20 protein-coding genes are annotated in these 21,896 nt (G+C 33.5%); 12 read left to right on the top strand and 8 right to left on the bottom strand.

Features of this window, described 5'->3' with window-relative positions:
* The 5 genes from DW269_RS08875 to DW269_RS08855 form a co-directional block, all read left to right on the top strand.
* Positions 1-444, top strand: a 444-nt coding sequence (locus DW269_RS08875) for a MerR family transcriptional regulator (protein WP_370446096.1), incomplete at its 5' end; no start/stop codon positions are given.
* 29 nt (positions 445-473) lie between these two features.
* Complete coding sequence (locus tag DW269_RS08870) at positions 474-737, top strand: hypothetical protein (RefSeq protein ID WP_117459434.1); 264 nt, start codon at positions 474-476, stop codon at positions 735-737.
* Positions 737-1,117: a GntR family transcriptional regulator gene (locus tag DW269_RS08865; protein ID WP_117459433.1), complete on the top strand. Its 381-nt coding sequence runs from the start codon at positions 737-739 to the stop codon at positions 1,115-1,117. The genes DW269_RS08870 and DW269_RS08865 overlap by 1 nt, the downstream gene beginning before the upstream one ends.
* Positions 1,110-2,000 carry an ABC transporter ATP-binding protein gene (locus DW269_RS08860; protein WP_117459432.1) on the top strand — a complete coding sequence of 297 codons (891 nt, stop codon included), beginning with the start codon at positions 1,110-1,112 and terminating at the stop codon, positions 1,998-2,000. The genes DW269_RS08865 and DW269_RS08860 overlap by 8 nt, the downstream gene beginning before the upstream one ends.
* Complete coding sequence (locus tag DW269_RS08855; RefSeq protein WP_147321691.1) at positions 1,972-3,642, top strand: hypothetical protein; 1,671 nt, start codon at positions 1,972-1,974, stop codon at positions 3,640-3,642. Before DW269_RS08860 ends, DW269_RS08855 begins: the two co-directional genes overlap by 29 nt.
* A gap of 31 nt (positions 3,643-3,673) precedes the next feature.
* Here the strand turns inward: DW269_RS08855 and glgB are convergent, their stop codons facing one another.
* From glgB to DW269_RS08840, 3 genes are all read right to left on the bottom strand, one after another.
* Positions 3,674-5,449, bottom strand: coding sequence for a 1,4-alpha-glucan branching protein GlgB (glgB, locus tag DW269_RS08850; RefSeq protein ID WP_117459430.1), 1,776 nt, complete (start codon positions 5,447-5,449; stop codon positions 3,674-3,676).
* Between the two features lie 128 nt (positions 5,450-5,577).
* On the bottom strand, positions 5,578-6,603 hold the full coding sequence (locus DW269_RS08845) for a dihydrodipicolinate reductase (RefSeq protein ID WP_117459429.1): 1,026 nt from the start codon (positions 6,601-6,603) through the stop codon (positions 5,578-5,580).
* Positions 6,604-6,637: 34 nt separating this feature from the next.
* On the bottom strand, positions 6,638-7,495 hold the full coding sequence (locus DW269_RS08840; RefSeq protein ID WP_117459428.1) for a helix-turn-helix domain-containing protein: 858 nt from the start codon (positions 7,493-7,495) through the stop codon (positions 6,638-6,640).
* Positions 7,496-7,582: 87 nt separating this feature from the next.
* On the opposite strand from DW269_RS08840, the gene DW269_RS08835 reads away from it, so the two are divergent.
* A complete protein-coding gene (locus tag DW269_RS08835; protein ID WP_117459427.1) occupies positions 7,583-8,449 on the top strand; it encodes an alpha/beta hydrolase in 867 nt (288 codons plus the stop codon).
* Positions 8,450-8,648: 199 nt separating this feature from the next.
* Here DW269_RS08835 and DW269_RS08830 read toward each other — a convergent pair whose 3' ends face one another.
* The 4 genes from DW269_RS08830 to DW269_RS08820 form a co-directional block, all read right to left on the bottom strand.
* Positions 8,649-10,127 (bottom strand): glutamate synthase subunit beta, encoded by a 1,479-nt coding sequence (locus tag DW269_RS08830; protein WP_117459426.1) that lies wholly within the window; start codon positions 10,125-10,127, stop codon positions 8,649-8,651.
* 2 nt (positions 10,128-10,129) lie between these two features.
* The gene (gene gltB / locus DW269_RS08825) at positions 10,130-14,641 is read right to left on the bottom strand and encodes a glutamate synthase large subunit (protein WP_117459425.1); all 4,512 of its coding nucleotides are present in this window, start codon (positions 14,639-14,641) and stop codon (positions 10,130-10,132) included.
* 163 nt (positions 14,642-14,804) lie between these two features.
* Complete coding sequence (locus DW269_RS13150; RefSeq protein WP_255413855.1) at positions 14,805-14,939, bottom strand: hypothetical protein; 135 nt, start codon at positions 14,937-14,939, stop codon at positions 14,805-14,807.
* Between the two features lie 291 nt (positions 14,940-15,230).
* Positions 15,231-15,926 carry a GntR family transcriptional regulator gene (locus DW269_RS08820; protein ID WP_022424895.1) on the bottom strand — a complete coding sequence of 232 codons (696 nt, stop codon included), beginning with the start codon at positions 15,924-15,926 and terminating at the stop codon, positions 15,231-15,233.
* Between the two features lie 87 nt (positions 15,927-16,013).
* Here DW269_RS08820 and DW269_RS08815 point away from each other — a divergent pair, with 87 nt between their 5' ends.
* The 3 genes from DW269_RS08815 to DW269_RS08805 are packed head-to-tail and all read left to right on the top strand — an operon-like array spanning position 16,014 to position 18,236.
* A complete protein-coding gene (locus DW269_RS08815) occupies positions 16,014-16,832 on the top strand; it encodes an HAD family hydrolase (protein WP_158546349.1) in 819 nt (272 codons plus the stop codon).
* Positions 16,810-17,373 carry a pyridoxamine 5'-phosphate oxidase family protein gene (locus DW269_RS08810; RefSeq protein ID WP_158546348.1) on the top strand — a complete coding sequence of 188 codons (564 nt, stop codon included), beginning with the start codon at positions 16,810-16,812 and terminating at the stop codon, positions 17,371-17,373. The genes DW269_RS08815 and DW269_RS08810 overlap by 23 nt, the downstream gene beginning before the upstream one ends.
* On the top strand, positions 17,370-18,236 hold the full coding sequence (locus DW269_RS08805; protein WP_117459422.1) for an NAD(P)-dependent oxidoreductase: 867 nt from the start codon (positions 17,370-17,372) through the stop codon (positions 18,234-18,236). Before DW269_RS08810 ends, DW269_RS08805 begins: the two co-directional genes overlap by 4 nt.
* On the opposite strand, the gene DW269_RS08800 is transcribed toward DW269_RS08805, so the two are convergent.
* Positions 18,233-19,330 carry an alanyl-tRNA editing protein gene (locus DW269_RS08800; RefSeq protein ID WP_158546347.1) on the bottom strand — a complete coding sequence of 366 codons (1,098 nt, stop codon included), beginning with the start codon at positions 19,328-19,330 and terminating at the stop codon, positions 18,233-18,235. The two genes, DW269_RS08805 and DW269_RS08800, sit on opposite strands and share 4 nt — an antisense overlap.
* A 142-nt stretch (positions 19,331-19,472) precedes the next feature.
* Here DW269_RS08800 and DW269_RS08795 point away from each other — a divergent pair, with 142 nt between their 5' ends.
* From DW269_RS08795 to DW269_RS08785, 3 genes are all read left to right on the top strand, one after another.
* Positions 19,473-20,819 carry an MATE family efflux transporter gene (locus tag DW269_RS08795; protein WP_233502472.1) on the top strand — a complete coding sequence of 449 codons (1,347 nt, stop codon included), beginning with the start codon at positions 19,473-19,475 and terminating at the stop codon, positions 20,817-20,819.
* A gap of 110 nt (positions 20,820-20,929) precedes the next feature.
* Positions 20,930-21,208, top strand: a complete 279-nt coding sequence (locus DW269_RS08790; RefSeq protein ID WP_117459420.1) for an autorepressor SdpR family transcription factor — start codon at positions 20,930-20,932, stop codon at positions 21,206-21,208.
* Positions 21,195-21,821, top strand: coding sequence for an SdpI family protein (locus tag DW269_RS08785; RefSeq protein ID WP_233502471.1), 627 nt, complete (start codon positions 21,195-21,197; stop codon positions 21,819-21,821). Before DW269_RS08790 ends, DW269_RS08785 begins: the two co-directional genes overlap by 14 nt.
* Positions 21,822-21,896: the final 75 nt, after the last annotated feature.

Raw genomic sequence — 21,896 nt, 5'->3', positions numbered from 1 at the left:
GTTCGTGAGAACTTACATTATCTCGATGTGAGTATGTTTAATCACATTTTGAGTGGCAGTATTTTTATGTATACAATGAAAGAAGTTTGTCAGATTGTTGGATGGAGCTATGAAACATTAAAATATTATTGTAAAGAAGGGCTTATTCCTAATGTAAAGAGAGATAAGAATAACTATCGTGTCTTTGATGAAAATAATATCGAATGGATCAAAGGCTTACAGTGTTTAAAGAAATGTGGAATGAGTTTAAAGGATATGCGTCAATATCTTGATTATTGTATGCAGGGTCCTGTTTCTATTCCAGAGCGTGTAGATATGCTTAATGAGACAAAAGAAGATTTAGAAAGAAGACTATCAGAAATACAAGAATCTTTAGACTATATTGAACAGAAGAAAGAACTCTATAGAGATATGCAGGAAGGTAAGAAGCCTTATGTAAGTTAAGTATATCATGTAGAGAATTAGGTGATACTATGATAGGTACAGTAGATTTTAATATGATTCTAGAATTGAATCGTTTCTTGAAGAAAGAAGGGTATGATTATTCTGTTCATTCTATTGGTGGATGTGCAAGTTGTGGTCTTAATTTGAGATGTGAGGGAAAAGAAAGTGATTTAGAAGATGTGATGAAGGTCATAAATGACTTTCTTAAGAATAAGTGGTTAAAGGCTGTTCCTAGTCTAGAAGATCCCTATACTCTTGGTATCATCTCTACATTTCATAAGGAGGACAAGTGATGTTTCAGTTAAACTATCAAAGTCATAAATCTGTCTATGAACAGATTGTAGATAATATTAAGGAACAGATTATGACAGGTGTATTAAAAGAAAATACCCAATTACCAACAGTAAGAGAACTCTCTCAACTATTGACTATTAATCCTCATACAGTTCAAAAAGCATTTCAGACATTGGACCAGGAAGGCTATATCTATACAATTGCGAATAAAGGTACTTTTGTATCATCAAGAAAACATGTAAAGATAGATGAACAGAAAGTCGATGATACGATTCATATGATTGTAGAAGGTTATAAAGAATTAATCCACATGGGTATGACTCAAGATGAAATACATAATAAGATTCTAGAAAATATGAAAGGAAGCCCTCATGATTAAAGTAAAAGACTTATATAAAGTGATTGATGGTGAAGTTGCCCTTGATCATCTCAATATGCAGGTAGAAGAAGGGTCTATCTATGGTTTGATTGGTCCTAATGGAGCAGGTAAAACAACACTCATTAGACATCTGGTTGGTGTCTTAAAACAAGATGCAGGAAAGATTTTTATAGAATCACAGCCTGTTTATGAAAATATAGAATTAAAAAGAAAGATAGGCTATATATCTGATGAGATGTATTTCATAGAAACAAACTTAGAAAGAAATGCGAAAGTCTATAAAGACCTTTATCCATCATGGAACCAGGAAAGATTTAAAGAACTCTACAAAACATTTAAATTAAATCCTACAAAGAAGATAATGACATTCTCTAAAGGAATGAGAAAACAAGCATCGTTTTGTTTAATTATGTCTACAATGCCTAAATATCTTATTTTAGATGAACCTATAGATGGATTAGATCCAGTCGCAAGAAAATTAGTTTGGAAATATATTATTGATGATGTTGCCCAAAGGAATCTAACAGTTCTTATTTCTTCTCATAATTTAAAAGAATTAGAAGGAATAGTGGATCATGTAGGTATATTGTATAAAGGTAAAATTATGAAGGAGTTTGATTTAGAATATATTCAAACGCATATTCATAAAATACAGGTTTCATTTGGAGATAAAGAAGTTCATTTAGATGATTTAAATATTGCGTATCAGGAGGAAAGAGGTTCAGTAAAAATATTGATTATTGAAGACTCTCTTTCTAATATTAGAAAGGTTATAGGAGATCAATCTCCTCTTATCTTTGATATACTTCCTTTAAGTCTGGAAGAACTCTTTATATATGAAGTAGGAGGAGAAGATGATGATGTCCAAAAACTCATATTTTAATAAAACCTTCTTTAAAAACCTTATGAAACGTTTCTGGATCATTGGTTTAGGGATGATGGTATCTTATGTTTTATTATATCTTTATCCTATCTACCAGGGCGCAAGTTCAGAGGGGTATCAATACTATGCAGCCTATCTCAAGGGTTCTTATTTTGCAGGTAATCTTATTATCTCTACTATTGCGGTACTTACAAGTGTGGCTTTACTCTATTTTTACCATAACCGTACAGCCTCTACAATTATTCATTCTATGCCTATTAAAAGATCAGAACTCTATTGGACATCTTTTATTGCAGGGATGATTTTAATGTTTATACCTCTTATTCTTACAACAGGGATACTCATATTCTATGGTAAAACAATTCCTTTATATTATAGAGAACTTTCAATCAACCATTGTCTAAGCTGGTTTTTGATTCAAAGTGCACTCATATTCTTTGCGTATGGCATTACACAATTCTGTGGTATTATCACGGGTAATCTCTATACACATTGTATATTAGGAGTATTTTTTAATAGTTTACCATGGCTTAGTTCACAGTTCTTTACTATTCTTAAATCAGCTTTTACTTATGGTGTAGAAGAACCTTCTGTCGCTTTTGAGAACTATTCTACTGCCTTTAATTATGTATTAAATCTAGAAAAATGGCTCACATTACATACTCTTGCTTATTTGACTATTTATATTGCGATAGGCATCAGTTTGGTCTTTATTGCCTACTTCATTTATAAACGTGTTAAGTTAGAATACATTGGTTCTTCTGTTGTCTTTGACCGCTTAAAAGATATAGTTGTCATTATAGGGACTCTTGTACTCTCTTCATTTGTGACATTCTTATTTATATCCAATGAAACATCAATTCATACAATGCGTATCACTTTTGTGATTATAGGTATCATTGATTCATTTATAGGTTACTATATTTCAAGAATGATTGCAGATATGACACTTTATGTCTTTAATAAGAAGAACTTTAAGAAGTTTATCATCTATCTTGTGGTCTTCTCACTCATGTGCGTCTTCTTTGTCTTTGATATCACAGATGAAGAAAATAAGATTCCAAAAACAGGTACTGTATCTTATGTGACATTCAGTTCTGATTATTCAGGTAATCAGGATGTTAAACTGAATGATTCAGATACAATAGATATAATTCATGATATACATAAAGATATCTTAAAAGCACCACATAACTCTAATGATTCTTCTCATTATTTCAACATTACTTATCATCTCGTAGATGGTAAAACACTCACACGTTCCTACAACATATCACAGGACTGTTTCGATAAATATGTGAAGGATGATATGAAGTCACTTTATACAAATGTTTCTTATATGAACCAGATCTTTAGAAATATGCATTGGATAGAAGTATCTGTTATGAACTATAAAGATGATACAATGGACGATACAGTCTATTTAAAAGAAGATGATTTTAGAGGTTTGAAATATGCCTTAAGAAAGGACTATGAAACTCTTTCGATGGATACTATTTCAGACGCAATTAATAACTATAATTATAGTATTGAAGTCATTAATGATGCAGATTATGTACTCACTTTCTATATTAATAAGGATTTTGAGAATACAGTGACATACTTTAAAAAGAGAGGCTATTATAGAAAGATATTTAAGTAAAAAGACGTATCACCAAATAGGTGATACGCTTTTACTTTACAATATAGAATTGTGCACTATAGGCAGGTAATGTCATTTCTAGTTCATTTTTTATATGAATTTCTTTATCTAGATTATGTGATTTACCACTATATAATTCATTATCTGAATTTAATAGAAGAGTCAATGTTTCAGGCTGATCTACTTTATAAGTATATGTCTTATCTACATTATGGAAGTTAAAGAAAGCGACTATTGTTTCTTTATCACTCATACGTTTAAAGACATAAATACAATCCTGTTCCTGATGACAATCCACCCACTTAAATCCTCTTTCACTAAAGTCATACTGTGATAAAGAAGGATGTGTTAAATAGATCTTATTTAATTCTCTCATGAAGTGAAGGAAAGAATCATGTATAGGATACTTCAATAAGAACCAGTCTGGTTCTTTTGTTTCATCCCATTCTCTAAACATCGCAATCTCATTACCCATGAAGTTAAGCTTCTTACCAGGATGCGCAAACATATACATATAAAGTGCTTTGACCTGTGCAAACTTCTCTTCATACTCACCATACATCTTATCAATAATAGTTTTCTTACCATGCACTACTTCATCATGTGAGAATGGAAGAATAAAATGTTCATTATAGAAATACATCATAGAGAATGTAAGCTTATGATAGAAAGAAGGTCTTTCTTCTGGAGTCTTCATAAAGTAATCTAATGTATCATTCATCCAACCTAAATCCCATTTATAATCAAAACCTAAACCACCTTGGTCAACTGGACGTGTTACACCTTGATAAGAAGATGAATCTTCGGCAAAAAGAAGAGTATGAGGAACTCTCTGTTTAAGTCCTTTATTAAAGTTCTGAACAAAGCGAATCGCTTCTCTATTCTCTCCACGACCACTATTACCCTGCCAGTAAATAAGATTACCTACTGCATCTAGTCTTAAGCCATCGATATGATATTCCTTTAACCAGTAATAAGCAGAAGAATTCAAGAATGAACATACATCACCACGAGAATGCTGGAAATTACATGTACCCCATTCACTCTTACCTACTGCATCATTAGGGTAATTATAAAGAGGTGTACCATCATAGTTATTCAAACCAAATCCATCAATCGCAAAATGAACAGGTACAAAATCAAGAATAACCGCAATATTATTTTCATGACACTTCTCTACAAAATATCTTAAATCATCAGGAGTACCATAACGAGATGTAGGGGCAAAATAACCCGTAGGCTGATAACCCCAGCTTAAATCATTAGGATATTCATTTAAAGGCATGATTTCTAAGAAGTTATAATGATTTTCTTTTAAATAAGGAATAATTAAATCAGCCATTTCACGATATGTATACCAGTCATCTGCTTTTTCACCAGGTTTCTTCCAAGAACCAAAATGCATTTCATACACATTAATAGGCATATCTTCACTAAATCTTTGATTCATCCAAGCATCATCATGGAATGTATACTGATTCATATCAAAAATAATAGATGCATTATTAGGACGTACTTCACTTGTATACATATAAGGATCACAGTGATCTACAAAAGACCCATTATTATAAATACGATACTTATACATCTGTCCCACTTTCGCATTTGATATAGTCGCTTCAAAGAACTGACCATTTCCACAACGGTTCATAGGTGTTTCCTGCCAGTCATTAAATTCCCCAATAACTGCCACATGAGATGCTGCTGGCGCATATGTTCTAAAAGTCACGCCATCCATATGAACAAAAGCACCTAGATACTTATAAGTCTCAAATTCCTGTCCATTATAAAAATTATTAAAATCCATACGTTACCCTCCAATTTCTCTACTTTAATCATAAGATAATTAGAAGAAAATTTCATCTGACATTTTAAACGATTTGTTTGGAATTACACATGTAAAAACCCTCCACTTAAGGGAGGGTTTGGTGATGATTATAAGTGATAATCCATAGGATATGTTAAGTATTCTAATGTATCTAACTGATCAACAGTGACAACTCCAGCTGGTGCTCTAAGTAAACTAGGAATTCTATTTACTATAGTAGCACATGTATGTTCTACTGTAGCTGGTTTAACTACATGGAATTCAGTATCTGGTTCGCCAGTAATCTTCCAATCACACATATCACCATCATCAGGACCATAGACCTTACCAATGCACTGTGTTTCAATAATAGGACCCTGGAATGTTTCTGTAGTAACGACTGCAGCCATACCAATACAATTTCCTTTTGGAATTGTTTCACCCATTGTTTCAGAATACAAATCAGTATCATGGAAATAAGGTACACATTTTTGTGTCTGTGACTTAATAGTCCATCCCATACGAGATGCAAGAGCTTTGTTTGAGTTCCATACATAAGATGGTTCAATTTCTTCAGGATGAGCAATTGTTGCTTCAAACTCTTCAGGTGTTAAACCTACACCATGTGCTTTCGCAAGGGCTAAACCATATTCTTCTACATTGTAACTAACTGCCCCTTCAATCTTAGTAATAGTATGACAAGAACCAGCTACTAAACCAACCATGTTCACCCAGAATGTATCTTCCATACCACTACCTACAAATGTACATCCTGTTTCTTTCGCAAGAACATCTAACTTATTCATTCTTACTGGATCAGTTGTCCATGCATCTGTTGCTTCTTCACATGTAGTGATGACATTAATACCTCTACTTAAGCACTTTTCAAAATGATCAAAACAATCACTCACAAGTGAGAATAATGTCACGACTGCAACATCAGCATCACAATTATCCAATACTTCATCTGCATCACTACTGATCTTTACACCAGTCTTAATACCTAGTTCTGCATAATCACCTACATCCATGCCCACAATTGCAGGATTATTATCAATGGCTCCGACAATCTGCGCACCTTTCTCATACAAATAGCGTAAGATGTATTTACTCATCTTACCACAACCATACTGTACAACTTTAATCTTTTCCATATGAAATACCTCCTAACTAAAGGATAAACCCTCATCAATGATGAGGGTCAACCTTTTTATAGGCAATTGGGACTTGTAATCTTAGATACATAGAACGTTCATTATCTTTAAAGAATGTGAGTTCTATTAATACTTCACATATATAATCGCCAATCACGTCATAATTATTATCCATACAATACTTTAGTAATCTTCCTGCATACTCTTTTTCATTATTAAAATCATCCATATAAATACAAGCATACATACCACTTTCTAATGTCTGTACAGATTCCTTTTTTGGAAAGTGTTCATCCACAAAAATAAATATATCATGAGTAATAAACTCCTGTTTCAGGAATCTCTTTCTCTTAAGAAAGGTTCCCACATTACAATAATATACTTGGGGAAGATGTTCTTCTAATAATTGATCTTTGAATTCTTTGAGTATTACCTCATATCCATTCTGATCATAATCATAGAAGTTCTTATTCACTCGTTTGGCATAGATGTGACGTTCATCAATATACTCAGTTGTCAAAGTGCCAGGTGTAGGGGATTTACGGTATCTTTCAAGAGAATAGATTGTACGTTTGATTGCATCTCTTTTGCGTAAAATATCATCCATCTCTTTCTCTATAGAACGCTGTTTCTTAATGAGTATTGCTTCTATAAGAGTAGGATCTTCTTTATCCAACAATTCCTTGATTTCCTTCAAGTTCATTCCTAGCTCTTTCATATAACCTATTAGATCAAGTCTTGCATTTTGCTTCATATCATAATAGCGATAGCCTGTATCTTCATCAATATAGATAGGTGTCAATAATCCCCATTTATCATATAAGCGGAGCGTATTAATACTTACATGATTGATTTTAGCCATCTTCCCAATAGAAATTAAACCCTCATGCATACAATCACCTCTTTCTATAATTCTACCATTTTTACAAGACTAACTTGTAAGAAAAATGTTAGAATGGGGAAAAAAGGGGGTTAAGGTATGTCTATACTTACTGATACAATTAGAAAACAGTTCAAAGAAGGGGACGATATCAGAGATGAAGGTTTGACTACACTTGATACAGTTCAACGATTTGATAATATTCTTTATGGTGATGATCCAGAATGGAATACAATGGATCTCTATATTCCTAAAGAAGAAAAAGAAAAACTTCCTATTATTATTAGTTTCCATGGTGGAGGCTGGGTTTATGGAGATAAGGAAAGATATCAATATTATTGCATGAGTCTTGCAGAAAGAGGTTTTGCGGTCATCAACTTTACTTATCGTCTCGCACCAGAGTTCAAACATCCTGCACCACTTGTTGATATGAATCAAGTTGCTCATTGGATTATGAATCATGCAAAGGATTATTTTTTAGATACAGAACATATATATGGTGTAGGAGATTCTGCAGGAGCGCATTTACTAGTTCTCTATGCATCTATTCTTACAAATAAGGAATATGCTTCTACCTATGACTTTAAAGCACCAGAAGGCTTTCAATTTAATGCACTCGCATTAAATTGTGGTGCTTATAACATCACGCCTGAATCAGAATTAACAGGAGAACTTATAAAAGAATATCTGCCAAATGGAGGAACAGAAGAAGAATTTAAAACAATCGATCCAAAACAATATATTACTTCAGACTTCCCTCCATGCTTTGTAATGACAGCAGAAGGGGATTTCTTAGTAGAAGATGCACTTACAATGAGTCAAGTACTGACTCATCATAATGTCCCTCATATGTATAAATACTATGTAGGAGATAAACCTCTTAATCATGTCTTCCATTGTAATATAAAACTCAAGGAAGCAACACAATGTAATGATGAGGAATGTCAATTCTTTAAGAACTATTAAAAGGGGTAATTTAAAATAACTAGGGTACATTTCTTTCCCTTTACTTTTCTCATTATTCAAATCATTTTTAAACAATTTATCCCATGTTTAATCTTTCTCTTTATCAATATGAAATTGAGTTGATCCATAACTGTATCTCCTGTATTTATTCAAACATACAAAAAAAGGCTGCAACAATGACTGTTGCAGCCTTTATGTTTTATAACCCTGTATAACCCATTAAATCAAAGTCTACCTGCTTAGCAACTTCACGGCCTTCTCTAATAGCCCATACGACTAAAGATTGACCTCTACGGACATCACCTGCACTATATAACTTACTAATATTCGTATGATGATCATTTTCATCACATTTTACTGTATTTCTTGCATCTAATTCTACACCAAATGCATTAATGACTGGCTTTTGTGCCCCGATAAATCCTGCTGCAATAAGCACTAGATCACAAGGTACTGTCTTTTCACTACCAGGTACCTGTTCAAATGAACGACGACCATCTTTCACTACAGTCTGTAACTTTACAATCACAGCCTGTTTTACATTTCCTTTACTATCAAGAATAAATTCTTTTACTGTACTATTATAAACACGAGGATCTTCACCAAATACGGCAATGTTTTCTTCCTGTCCATAATCAGTCTTCTTGACTAAAGGCCATTCTGGCCATGGGTTAGAATCCGCTCTAACAAGTGGTGGTTCAGACATCATTTCTAGCTGTAATACAGACTTTGCGCCATGTCTAATTGCGGTACCAACACAGTCGTTTCCTGTATCACCACCACCGATGACTAATACATTCTTACCTTTCGCATTAGGATACTGTCCATCCTTGAATTCACTATTTAATAGTGACTTAGTCACCTGAGTTAAATAGTCTACAGCGAATAGAATATTATTACCTTCTCTACCAGGTACATTAATATCTCTAGGTTCCTTAGCACCTACTGCAAGAATAACTGCATCATATTTACTTAATAATTCTTTTGCCTGTTTCTTAGTTGTAATGTCTTTATTTGTAAAGAACTTTACACCTTCTGCAATCATCTTATAAATACGACGATCAATGATATTCTTCTCAATCTTCATATTAGGAATACCATACATTAATAGTCCACCTAAACGATCTTCTCTTTCATATACATCACAATCATATCCACGTTGATTAAGTGTATCTGCAGCAGCTAAACCAGCAGGACCTGAACCAATAACCGCAATCTTTTTACCTACACGCTTTAATGGTGGTTCTGGTTCTTCTAATAGATGTTCATAGGCATATTCAATAATCGCATGTTCATTTTCTTTAATTGATACTGCTTCACCATTTAAAGAACATGTACATGCTTTTTCACATAATGCAGGACATACTCTAGAAGTGAATTCTGGGAAGTTATTTGTCTTCTTTAAACGTTTATGAGCCTGTTCATACTTACCTTTAAATACTAAATCATTCCATTCAGGAATTAAATTATTTAAAGGACAGCCAGAAAACATACCTTTAATCTTCTGGCCGTACTGACAAAACGGAATACCACAGTCCATACATCTTGCACCCTGTTTCTGCTGTTCTTTAGTAGACAAAGGGATATGGAATTCATCGAAGTTCTTAATACGTTCTGTAGGAGGAACCTCATAAGATGTCTCACGTGCATAATCTAAAAATCCAGTTTTCTTACCCATGACTATTTTCCTCCTTTCATAGCTGCATTAAATGCTTCTACCTTAGCCTGATCTTCATCTAGACCCTGTGACTGATAATAAGCAATCAGATCCATCATCTTCTTATAATCATGTGGAATGATCTTCTTAAACTTACCAATATATGTCTTGAAATCATCTAAGAACATCTTGGCTTTTTCTGAACCAGTATACTTATAATGATTTTCAATTAATTCTCTTACTGTCTTAATATCATATGGCTTATTGACTTCAGAATATTCTACAAGTGCACCATTTAATTTTTCATATAAATCATTATTTGGATCATAGATATACGCAATACCACCACTCATACCAGCAGCAACGTTTCTACCTGTTTCACCTAAAATAACAACTAAACCACCTGTCATATATTCTAATGCATGGTCACCGACACCTTCTACAACAGCCTTAGCACCAGAGTTTCTTACACAGAAACGTTCACCAGCAACACCATTGATATAAGCTTCACCACTTGTTGCACCATATAAAGCAACGTTACCAATAATAATATTGTCTTCTGCCTTGAATGTAGCTTCATGAGGTGTCTTCACGATAATCTTACCACCTGATAAACCTTTACCCAAGTAGTCATTAGAATCACCTGTTAACTCAAGAGTTAATCCCTTAGGAATAAAGGCACCAAAGCTCTGACCACCTGCACCAAATGCATGTACTGTAATAAAGTCATCTTCTACAAAATTACCTAAAGCCTTAGTTATATGAGAACCAAGAATAGTACCAAATGAACGGTCTGTATTAGACACTTCTACAGAAACTTCTGTCTTCTTATGAGACTGAGATGCCTGTTCTAATGCCTTTAATAATACCTTTGTATCAAGTACTTCATTTAATTTGAAGTCATATACATGAGCTGGATTAAAGCAGTTATGTGCATCATTCGCATATGTGCTATCTAAGATCTTAGATAAGTCTATATGATATTGATCCGCAATATCCTTCTTCTTTAATAAGTCAGTATGACCAACCATTTCATCGATTGTTCTAAATCCTAGCTGTGCCATATATTCACGCATTTCTTCAGCAACAAACTTCATGAATTTTACTACATATTCAGGTTTACCTGTAAATCTCTTACGTAAGATAGGGTTCTGAGTGGCAACACCTACAGGACATGTATCTAGGTTACATACACGCATCATAACGCATCCCATAGTAATAAGTGGTGCTGTCGCAAAACCATATTCTTCTGCACCAAGTAAACATGCAATCGCAAGATCTCTACCAGTTAATAATTTACCATCTGTTTCAATTACAACACGATCTCTTAAATCATTCATGATTAATGTCTGATGTGCTTCTGCAAGACCTAATTCCCAAGGAAGACCTGCACTATAAACTGAGTTTCTAGGTGCTGCACCAGTACCACCATCATAACCAGAAATAAGAATAACCTGAGCACCCGCTTTCGCAACACCTGAGGCAATAGTACCAACACCTGCTTCAGATACTAACTTAACACTAATACGTGCTGCTTCATTCGCATTCTTTAAGTCATAGATCAACTGAGCTAAGTCTTCAATTGAATAAATATCATGATGAGGTGGTGGTGAAATAAGTGATACACCTGGAGTACTATGACGAGTCTTCGCAATCCAAGGATAAACCTTACCTGCAGGTAAGTGTCCACCTTCACCAGGTTTTGCACCCTGAGCCATCTTGATCTGAATTTCACTAGCAGAACATAAGTATTCACTTGTGACACCAAAACGACCACTCGCTACCTGTTTAATAGCTGAACATGTAGAATCACCATTAGGGCGAGTGACAAAACGTTCTGCATCTTCTCCACCTTCACCTGAGTTACTCTTACCATGTAATCTATTCATTGCGATAGCCATTGTTTCATGTGCTTCTTTAGAAATAGAACCATAACTCATAGCACCTGTCTTAAAACGTTTCACTATGTTTTCTACAGGTTCTACTTCTTCTAGAGGGATAGGTTTTCTCTTACTGAAGTCAAAGTCTAATAAACCACGTAAGTTAATGCCTTCTTCTTCCTGACCAATAGTTTCAGAGAATTCTTTAAATAACTTATAATCACCTAAACGTGTTGCCTGCTGTAATAAGTGAATTGTCTTAGGGTTATAAAGATGGTTTTCTTTTTGACTTCTTTCTTTATGGAATCCTCCAGAATCAAGTGTAGGATTTACATCATATCCAAGAGGATCAAAAGCCTGATTATGTAATGCATTTATATCAGCTTCAATATCCTTTAAAGTAATACCTTCAACTCTACTAACTGTATGAGGGAAGTATGTATCAATCACTTCTTTAGAAATACCAATAGCTTCAAAGTTCTGAGAACCACGATAAGACTGTAAAGTAGAAATACCCATCTTAGAAGCAATCTTGACAATACCAGAAAGTACAGCGTGATTATAATCTTCTACTGCAGCATAGTAATCCTTTTCTAATAAACCATCTTCTACAGCCTGATGAATTGTATCCTGAACAAGATAGGCATTAATAGCACTTGCACCATAACCAAGTAATGTCGCAAAATGATGTACTTCTCTCGTTTCACCAGATTCAATAATTAAAGCCATCTTCATTCTCTTCTTAGTACGTACTAAATAAGAGTTCACACTTGCGACTGCAAGTAATGCTGGAATAGCACAATGGTTATCATCTACACCACGGTCTGAAAGAATAATAATGTTTGCACCACGATGATATGCTTTATCTACTTCAATAAAGAGATGATCTAGAGCTTTCTTAAGAGATGTATTCTTATAATAAAGTGTAGAAATAGTTTCACTTTCAAAATCATCTGTATGAAGATGTTTTAATTTAAGAATATCTGTATTTGTAAGAATAGGATTATGAATATGTAATAAACGACAGTTATCAGGTGAATCATTTAAGATATTTCCTTCAGTACCAATATCTAATGAAGTAGATGTGACAATCTCTTCACGAATAGAATCGATAGGAGGGTTAGTTACCTGGGCAAATAACTGTTTAAAGTAATTAAAGAGTGGCTGATGCATAGTACTCATTGCAGCAAGAGGGGCATCATTACCCATAGCGATAATAGGTTCATTACCATTAGTAGCCATTGGAATAATATAGTCTTTAATATCTTCATACTTATAACCAAAAGCAGTTTGTAATGTTTCTAGCTTTTCATCACTAATGACTTCTACTCTTTCATTAGGAATCTTTAAATCCTTTAAGTATGTGAGATGTGAATCAAGCCATTCACCATAAGGTTCCTTTTGTGCATAATAGTCCTTTAACTCATCATCATTAATAAGAACGCCCTTCTTAGTATCTACAAGAAGCATCTTACCAGGACGTAAACGATCCTTAACCACAATATCTTCTGTAGGAACATCTAAAGAACCTACTTCAGAAGATAAGATTAAATAAGAGTCTTTAGTAATATAATAACGAGAAGGTCTTAAACCATTTCTATCAAGTACAGCACCCATTAATTCACCATCAGAGAATAAAATAGAAGCTGGTCCATCCCAAGGTTCCATGACTGTAGCGTTATAAGCATAGAAATCTTTCTTCTTTTTAGACATAGAAGGATTGTTTTCCCATGGTTCTGGAATACACATCATAACAGCACGAGGAAGTTCCATACCACTCATAACTAAGAATTCTAATGTGTTATCTAACATTGCAGAATCTGAACCATTTACATCTACAACAGGGAATACCTTTTCTGTATCTAATACATCACATTTCATGTTTTCTTCACGAGAAAGCATGTTGTTCGCATTACCTCTGATTGTATTAATTTCACCATTGTGGACAATAAAGCGGTTTGGATGTGCTCTTTGCCATGATGGATTTGTATTAGTAGAGAAACGAGAATGCACTAATGCAATCGCACTCTTATAATCTTCATCCTGTAAATCACTAAAGAAACTTCTTAACTGTCCTACAAGGAACATACCTTTATATACAATAGTACGGCTAGATAATGAACATACATAAGTATTTTCATTACTCTGTTCAAAAATTCTTCTTGCTTGATAAAGAAGACGATCAAAAGGAAGACCTACTTCACAATCATCAGGTTTCTTTACAAAGCCCTGCATAATATAAGGCATTGCATCAATCGCTTTAGTACCTAATACCTCTTTATGTGTTTCTACCTTTCTCCATCCAAGGAAAGTCATACCTTCCTTAGTAATAATCTTTTCAAACATAGTCATTGCCTGATGTCTTTCTAGTTCATTCATAGGGAAGAAGAACTGACCTACACCATAATGACCTTCCTTAGGTAACTGGAAATCCTTTACACTTTTCTTAAAGAATGTATAAGGAATCTGTGTGAGGATACCAACACCATCACCTGTTTCTCCTTTTGCATCCTTACCTGCTCTATGCTCTAACTGTTCTACAATCTTTAACGCATTTGATACTGTCATATGCGTTTTTACACCTTTGATATTAACAACTGCACCGATACCACAGTTATCATGTTCAAAAGATGAATCATATAAACCTTTGTTCATGCACACACCTCCTATATAAGTGAAACTATATTACAAAATATTTTTATCATTGTAAAGAAAAATTGTTAATAAAGTTGTAAAATGTTTGTAAAATTTATGAATATGCGAAAAATAACATAATATAACTTCATTAAAGCGAAATAGTATAATAAAAAGAAAGCCTTTACGGCTTTCTTGTGATAATTTCTTCTTGGATATGCTTAATACGATGATACATACCTGGATGATCATAAGAAGTATATTCAATAAAGTCTGCAGGATACAAATCTATATCATAATAATGATAAAAATCAATCATTTCATATTAAAAACTCTCTTTATTCATTACTAAAATTAAAAAATATATAAAAATCATTGGTATTAATATTGAAATGCAAGCGCATACGTACTATAATACCCATAGAATCTAGAACGCAAATAAATGACTGCTTGAAATTGCAGAAGGACAAATATTATAAAACCATTTCTCAATTAATGCCTATCAACTTATTGTCATTCCTAAATACTGCGAATATATAATCCGGATTGTTCCTCACTGCATGTTGCCTCTAGATAAGAAAAAAAGAACCCTGCGAGGTTCTTTTTTTTCTTAGTCTACATTAGATGCATAGAAATGAGTTGTCTTATAGTTATACACAATACGTGATACATTAAATAGCTGTCCATTAGAAAGATGTACATAATCTTCTACTTCTAATGCTGGACTACCTTCTTCTAATCCTAGAATAGAAGCTTCCTGTGCACTTAACTGTTTAACATGGAAATACTTATCTGCAAAACCAATACTTAACTTTAAATCATTCTTAATATAACTATAGATTGACTGACTTGCAATACGACGATCAAGTGAAGGAACAAGATCCTTATTATAGTAAGTATATTCAATAGCCATTGGAACACCATCCATCTTTCTTACTCTTTCAATATAATAGATAGGTGTAGTAAGTTCACATTGCATACGTTTTGACAGTTCTTCTCCAGCCATCATAATATGGAATCCTTTGACATCAGTAGTAATTTTATGACGTGGGGCATTCTCAGTAATACCACATGAACCATTCATCCATAAAGAATCATCATCTCTTGTATGACGTACAAATACACCACTTCCCTGAATAGAGAATAGGGTACCTTGTTTCTTTAAAGTACGGATCGCATTTCTAATTGTATTTCTGCTTACTTGATACTGTTCAATTAACTGATCTTCTGTTGGTAGCTTATCAGTATATTCATTTTTTTCTATTTTGCGGATAATATCTTCCACAACTTCTTGATATTTAGACATTTTTTCATCACCGCCCACATATTAACATAACCTAACTTTTTGGTCTAGTACGAAAATAGTGATATAATGCATTTTGAGGTGAAAAGTATGAATTTTACACAAATTAAGATGATTATTTGCGATATGGACGGTACTTTGTTGGATAATCAGAAGAATTTACCTCCACATTTTAATCAAATATACAAGGAATTGTATGATAGAAATATCATTTTTGCGATTTCATCTGGAAGGCAGATGGGAGAAGTGAGAAAGTATTTTAAAGGAAATAAAACTATCTACCTTATGGCTGAAAATGGCGGCTATATACAACATAACGGAGATACGTTACTTGCAGACTATATGAACCAGGAAGATGTATATAAGCTTACAAACTTTGTGAATACGCTTAAAGGCACGGCTCCTATGTTAAGTGGTAAGAAGGCCATGTATGCATTCAATAAAGATAAGGAACTTATAAGTAAGCATACAAGTCACTTTAATATTACTTATGTAGATACAATAGAAGATATTGATGATGATATATTCAAGATTACAGTATGTGATCCTATGGATCCAGTGAAGAACTGTTTGGAAGGTCCTTTGTCTTGTATTAAAGGTTTTGAAGTGAAACCATCAGGAGACTGTTGGATTGATATTAATAAGAAGGGACAATCTAAAGCAGATAGTGTCGTCTTCTTACAAAAGACATTAAGTATATCAGAAGAAGAAACAATGGTATTTGGGGATTCTGATAATGATCTATCGATGTTCACACATGCTTATTATAGTTATGCAATGAAGAATGCAGATCACTTTATACAAAGTAAAGCAGGTTTTGTGACTCAAGAAGATAATGATCATGATGGGGTTATGAAAACAATAAAGAAGATGATGGAGGATGAAGATGGATTACTTATACAAATTTAAAGATGGCTTGACTATTGTGAAGGATGATATGCCAATAGGAGATCATTGTATGCATTATAGTGATGATTGGGAATCATTACTCCCTTTTAAAGTGCCAGGGAAGATGAGAAAAACAAAACAGCTATTAAACTATAATGAATCAATGAATATACTTTATAAGATTTCTTATGGTGTTCTCTCATTCTTTGATGAAGTACCTTATAGTATTCCCCTGGATCATGTCTATATGAATGGAAAACTCTATTTCCATACATCTAAGACAGGTTATAAGATCAATGGAATAGGAAAACAGGTGAGTTATACTGTCGTAGAAGATTGTGGAATCAATGAAGAAAAGAGAACACACAATCATCGTTCAGTCTATATATTAGGTGTATTAGAAGAAGTAGAGAATAAAGAAACAAAGAAAGAAGTATTAGAAACACTCATTCATACACTTTGTCCTACACAGAAGGTAGATATTACAGATCAAATGATAGATAATGTGAATATCTTAGAAATAGATATGCAGTATATGATAGGAAAGGAACATATAAGATGAAAAAGATTGGATTTATAGGTTTAGGGATCATGGGGTTACCTATGGCAGGTCATTTAATGGATGCTGGTTATGAAATGCATATTTATGCAAGACATCCAGAAAAGGTGACATCTTTAGTAGAGAAGGGTGCTATACTTCATTCTACTATTCATGATTGTGTAAAGGATGTAGATGCAGTAATGACTATTGTAGGTTTTCCACAGGATGTGGAAGAAGTTTATTTTAATGACAACAACATTCTTGATTCAGTAAAGGAAGGTACATATCTTATTGATATGACAACTACATCACCTACACTTGATCAAAGAATATATGAAGAAGGTAAAAAGAGAAATCTACACGTATTAGATGCACCAGTGACTGGTGGAGATACAGGTGCTCAGAATGCGACTCTTTCTATTCTTGTAGGAGGAGACAAAGAGGATTATGAAGCATGTCTTCCTTTATTTAAGGCAATGGGAACAAATATTAATTATCAGGGACCTAGTGGAAGTGGACAGCATGCGAAGATGGCTAATCAAATTATGATTGCAGGTGCACTATCTGGTGTATGTGAAGCACTCACTTATGCTTCTAGTAAAGGATTAGATCTAGATGTTCTATTAAAGTCTGTTTCTACAGGTGCTGCAGGAAGTCATCAGTTAGATGCTTTTGGACCTAAGATCTTAAAAGATGATTATCAGCCAGGATTCTTTATGAAACACTTTATTAAAGATATGAAGTTAGCAGATGAAGAAGCTAAAGAATCAGATATTACACTTAATGTATTAGAAACAGTATTAAGAAACTATCAGGAATTAGAAAAAGAAGGCTATGGTGACTTAGGTACACAAGCCTTAATGAAGTATTATAAAAAGCCCTAAGAGAGGGCTTTAAGCAACTCAGTCTTAGAAGCGGGTGTAAATCCCTGGATCATATCCTTTGATCCTCCACCTTTGCTTCTAAGGCTTTTTAATTGTGTTAATATATCCAATGCATTTGAACTAGAACCTATAACATAACGATAACCTTTCTCATCATTTCCTACAAATACACCACCTGTATTATAAACATTGACGAGATGATTAGTCACTTCTCTTTGATTTACAGGTAAACAGTCTTCTACAAATAAATACGCATGATCACATAAAGAAAGCATATGTTCTTTCTCTAACTGTGCATATTTGACTTCTAGAGCTGTTTTTTCTTCATACATCTTATTGACTTGTTTTACAAGTGTTTGATTGTTGGAAGAGAAAAGATGATAAAGTGATTCAAGATGATCAAAATCATCCTTAAAACGATGATAAGCACGTTCACCAAATAAGAATATAAAACGTGTACCTCGAGTGGTATGAATCACTTTGATGATCTTGAATACGCCTAACTCACCTGTTCTTTTTACATGGGGTGCACAACATGCACATATATCATAATCTTTGATTTCTACAATACGTACTTTACCTTCAATTTCTTTCTTAGAACGATAAGAGATACTCTTTAAATCATCAGGATAGAAACAATGAATCTCTTTATTCTCATAGATAGCCTGATTCACTTTCTCTTCTAGTAAATCAATATCCTGAATATCACCATCATATTCTACCTGTCCTTCTTCACTATTGAGATGGAAACTCACATTATCATAACCATATAAGCTATGTATAATGCCAGAAAGAAGATGTTCTCCTGTATGATTCTGCATGAAAGAATAACGTCTCTTCCAGTCGATATGGCCTTCTACTGTATCTCCTATCTGTAAATTATGTTTCTTGATATAATGGATAATCACATCATTCTTGATTTGTACATCCTTAACAGGAATGTCATTAATAGTCCCTAGATCACATTCCTGACCACCTTCCTCAGGAAAGAAAAGAGTCTGGTCAAGAATGATTTCATTCTTATTTACGTCTACTACTGTTGCCTTGAAATCTGTACTATAAGGCATTTCATCATATAATTTTATTGTTTTCATATCTATCACCTTCATTATTCTACCATAAACACTTGACCGAGAGGTACTACCGAGTGTTAAAGTGTTTTCATAATTTGAGAGTTATAAACTATAAAGATTAGTTTATGTTAGAATAACACAGGAAAAGAAGGGAGAAATTATTGTGGATAAAAAGAAAACATCAGTCAATATGCTTGAAGGTTCAATATTTAAGAGTTTAGTTATCTTTATGATTCCAATTCTTATATCAAACATCTTCCAGCAATTCTATAACACAATGGATACTGCCATTGTAGGAAATACTTTAGGAATGACATCACTTTCTGCAATTGGTTCATGTACAGCAGTCTATGATCTATTAATAGGTTTTGCGTTAGGTATTGGGAATGGTTTATCCATTGTCACTGCAAGAAGCTATGGTTCAGGAGATGAAGAACTATTAAAGAAATCAGTTGCAGCTAGCTTTGTGATTGGTATTATATCTTCTATTGTGATTACTATTATTGCCTCTATTGGAATTAAACCATTACTTATTGCGATTAATGTATCACCGGACTTACTTAATGAAGCCTATAGCTATATTATTGTGATTGTTCAATTCTTAGTCGTTATGTTTGCCTATAACTTATGTGCAGGCTTATTACGTGCTATAGGGAATAGTTTAATGCCTTTAGTATTCTTAATCATATCATCAGTATTAAATATCGGTTTAGACTTATTCTTTATCACACAGCTTCATATGGGTGTAAGAGGAGCAGCAGTTGCGACAGTTATTGCCCAGGGGGTATCAGTCATATTCTGTTTAATCTATATCTTTAAGAATGTCCCATTACTCGTACCAGAAAAGAGACATTTCAAATTTGATGCAGCTCTCTATAAAGAACTATTAGGTCAGGGATATTCTATGGCTATTATGAGTGCAATCGTCAATGCAGGTTCAGTTATCTTACAATCAGGTATCAATGGCTTAGGAAGCAAGCAGATTATTGCGGGACATACTTCTGCAAGAAAACTATATATGTTCTTCAATATGCCTTTCACAGCTATGGGTCAGGCAGCCAGCACATTTGTATCTCAAAATAGAGGAGCAGGAAATCCATTACGTATACGTAATGGCATGAAACAGATGTATATCTATGATGTCATTGTAGCTGCAATAGTCACAGTGATACTATTATTCACTGCACCTACACTTGTAAAATGGATATCAGGTACAACAGACCATACAGTCTTATACAATGGTTCACTTTACTTACGTATTGTAGCACCTAACTATGCAGTATTAGGTGTTCTTATGCAGACAAGATTCGCATTACAGGGTATTGGACAGAAGATGTTACCACTCGTATCAAGCGTTATTGAATTAGTTGGTAAGATCATCTTCGTATTCGCATTTATTCCAGTCTTTAAATATATGGCTGTCATCTTCTGTGAACCAGTCATCTGGGTCGTTATGACAATCTATCTATTAATCGTATTCTGGAGAGATCCATTCATTAAAGAGGCTTAGTCCTCTTTTTCTTTTAATATCTATTTAGAAATATTTCTAAATAGGTATTGTATTTCTTAGAGTTTATTGTATAATCTATTTAGAAAGTTATCTAAATAGGTGGTGAACATATGTTTGAGAAGACATTTAAAGCACTCAGTGCACCTGTAAGAAGAGATATTCTTAACTTATTAAAGAAAGGAAGGATGTCTGCAGGAGATATAGCCGCACAATTTGATATGACACAGGCAACTGTCTCATATCATTTATCGATATTAAAATCTGCAGACTTAATAAGAGAAGAAAAAGATAAGAATTATATTTTTTATGAAATTAATGCGACTGTGTTTGAAGAAATGTTGTTGTATTTTAAGTCTTTCTTAGGAGGAAAAGATGATGTTGAAGAATAAATGGTTTAAGTTTAGTTTGGTATTGTTTCTGTTGCCACTTGTATGTATATTAGTGACTTATGATAAGTTACCTGCACAAGTCGCAACACACTTTGATTTTCATGGTACACCTGATGGGTATATGGATAAGTTCTTAGGTTTATATGGTATGTGGGGATTTATGGTAGTACTTCATATATTCTGTGCCTTCATGACATTTAAAGATCCTAAAAAGAGTAATATACCAGAAGTAGGATTAAGAATTGTATTAATGATTTGTCCAATTATATGTTTGATGGTTACTCTACTTATTATTACATATAGTCTAGGTTATCGTTTTGATATCACGTTTATTATGAATATAGTAATAGGGTTCATCTTTATTATTTTAGGTAATTACTTACCTAAAATAAAAAGAAACTATACTATAGGTATTCGTACTTCATGGACACTAAATAGTGATGAGAACTGGTCACGTACACATAGATTTTCTGGTTATGTGTTTGTATTGAGTGGAATGTTGTATATTATCTTTAGTATGTTAGGCTATATGTTTATTGGCTTAGGTATTATACTTATATCTAGTTTACTATGTTTTGGATATAGCTATAGCTTATATAAGAAGGGGATTTAGTGGTACTACCACTAAATCTTTGTGCGACAGGCAGTCGCTTATATGTCATGTCAACAGGGGCATGACATTTTCTAC

This window comes from Catenibacterium sp. AM22-6LB, assembly GCF_003435615.1.
Classification (GTDB): Bacteria; Bacillota_I; Bacilli_A; order Erysipelotrichales; family Coprobacillaceae; genus Catenibacterium; species Catenibacterium mitsuoka_A.
The sequence above is the reverse complement of the archived record's forward strand: the minus strand, read 5'-3'. Positions and strand labels throughout refer to the sequence as shown.

Excerpts from the sequence above, each read along its gene's own strand:
- DW269_RS08870 (WP_117459434.1), top strand. The coding sequence starts at position 474 with ATGATAGGTACAGTAGATTTTAATATGATTCTAGAATTGAATCGTTTC.
- DW269_RS08865 (WP_117459433.1), top strand. The coding sequence starts at position 737 with ATGTTTCAGTTAAACTATCAAAGTCATAAATCTGTCTATGAACAGATT.
- DW269_RS08860 (WP_117459432.1), top strand. The coding sequence starts at position 1,110 with ATGATTAAAGTAAAAGACTTATATAAAGTGATTGATGGTGAAGTTGCC.
- DW269_RS08855 (WP_147321691.1), top strand. The coding sequence starts at position 1,972 with ATGATGATGTCCAAAAACTCATATTTTAATAAAACCTTCTTTAAAAAC.
- glgB (WP_117459430.1), bottom strand. The coding sequence starts at position 5,449 with ATGGATTTTAATAATTTTTATAATGGACAGGAATTTGAGACTTATAAG.
- DW269_RS08845 (WP_117459429.1), bottom strand. The coding sequence starts at position 6,603 with ATGGAAAAGATTAAAGTTGTACAGTATGGTTGTGGTAAGATGAGTAAA.
- DW269_RS08840 (WP_117459428.1), bottom strand. The coding sequence starts at position 7,495 with ATGCATGAGGGTTTAATTTCTATTGGGAAGATGGCTAAAATCAATCAT.
- DW269_RS08835 (WP_117459427.1), top strand. The coding sequence starts at position 7,583 with ATGTCTATACTTACTGATACAATTAGAAAACAGTTCAAAGAAGGGGAC.
- DW269_RS08830 (WP_117459426.1), bottom strand. The coding sequence starts at position 10,127 with ATGGGTAAGAAAACTGGATTTTTAGATTATGCACGTGAGACATCTTAT.
- gltB (WP_117459425.1), bottom strand. The coding sequence starts at position 14,641 with ATGAACAAAGGTTTATATGATTCATCTTTTGAACATGATAACTGTGGT.
- DW269_RS13150 (WP_255413855.1), bottom strand. The coding sequence starts at position 14,939 with ATGATTGATTTTTATCATTATTATGATATAGATTTGTATCCTGCAGAC.
- DW269_RS08820 (WP_022424895.1), bottom strand. The coding sequence starts at position 15,926 with ATGTCTAAATATCAAGAAGTTGTGGAAGATATTATCCGCAAAATAGAA.
- DW269_RS08815 (WP_158546349.1), top strand. The coding sequence starts at position 16,014 with ATGAATTTTACACAAATTAAGATGATTATTTGCGATATGGACGGTACT.
- DW269_RS08810 (WP_158546348.1), top strand. The coding sequence starts at position 16,810 with ATGGATTACTTATACAAATTTAAAGATGGCTTGACTATTGTGAAGGAT.
- DW269_RS08805 (WP_117459422.1), top strand. The coding sequence starts at position 17,370 with ATGAAAAAGATTGGATTTATAGGTTTAGGGATCATGGGGTTACCTATG.
- DW269_RS08800 (WP_158546347.1), bottom strand. The coding sequence starts at position 19,330 with ATGAAAACAATAAAATTATATGATGAAATGCCTTATAGTACAGATTTC.
- DW269_RS08790 (WP_117459420.1), top strand. The coding sequence starts at position 20,930 with ATGTTTGAGAAGACATTTAAAGCACTCAGTGCACCTGTAAGAAGAGAT.
- DW269_RS08785 (WP_233502471.1), top strand. The coding sequence starts at position 21,195 with ATGTTGAAGAATAAATGGTTTAAGTTTAGTTTGGTATTGTTTCTGTTG.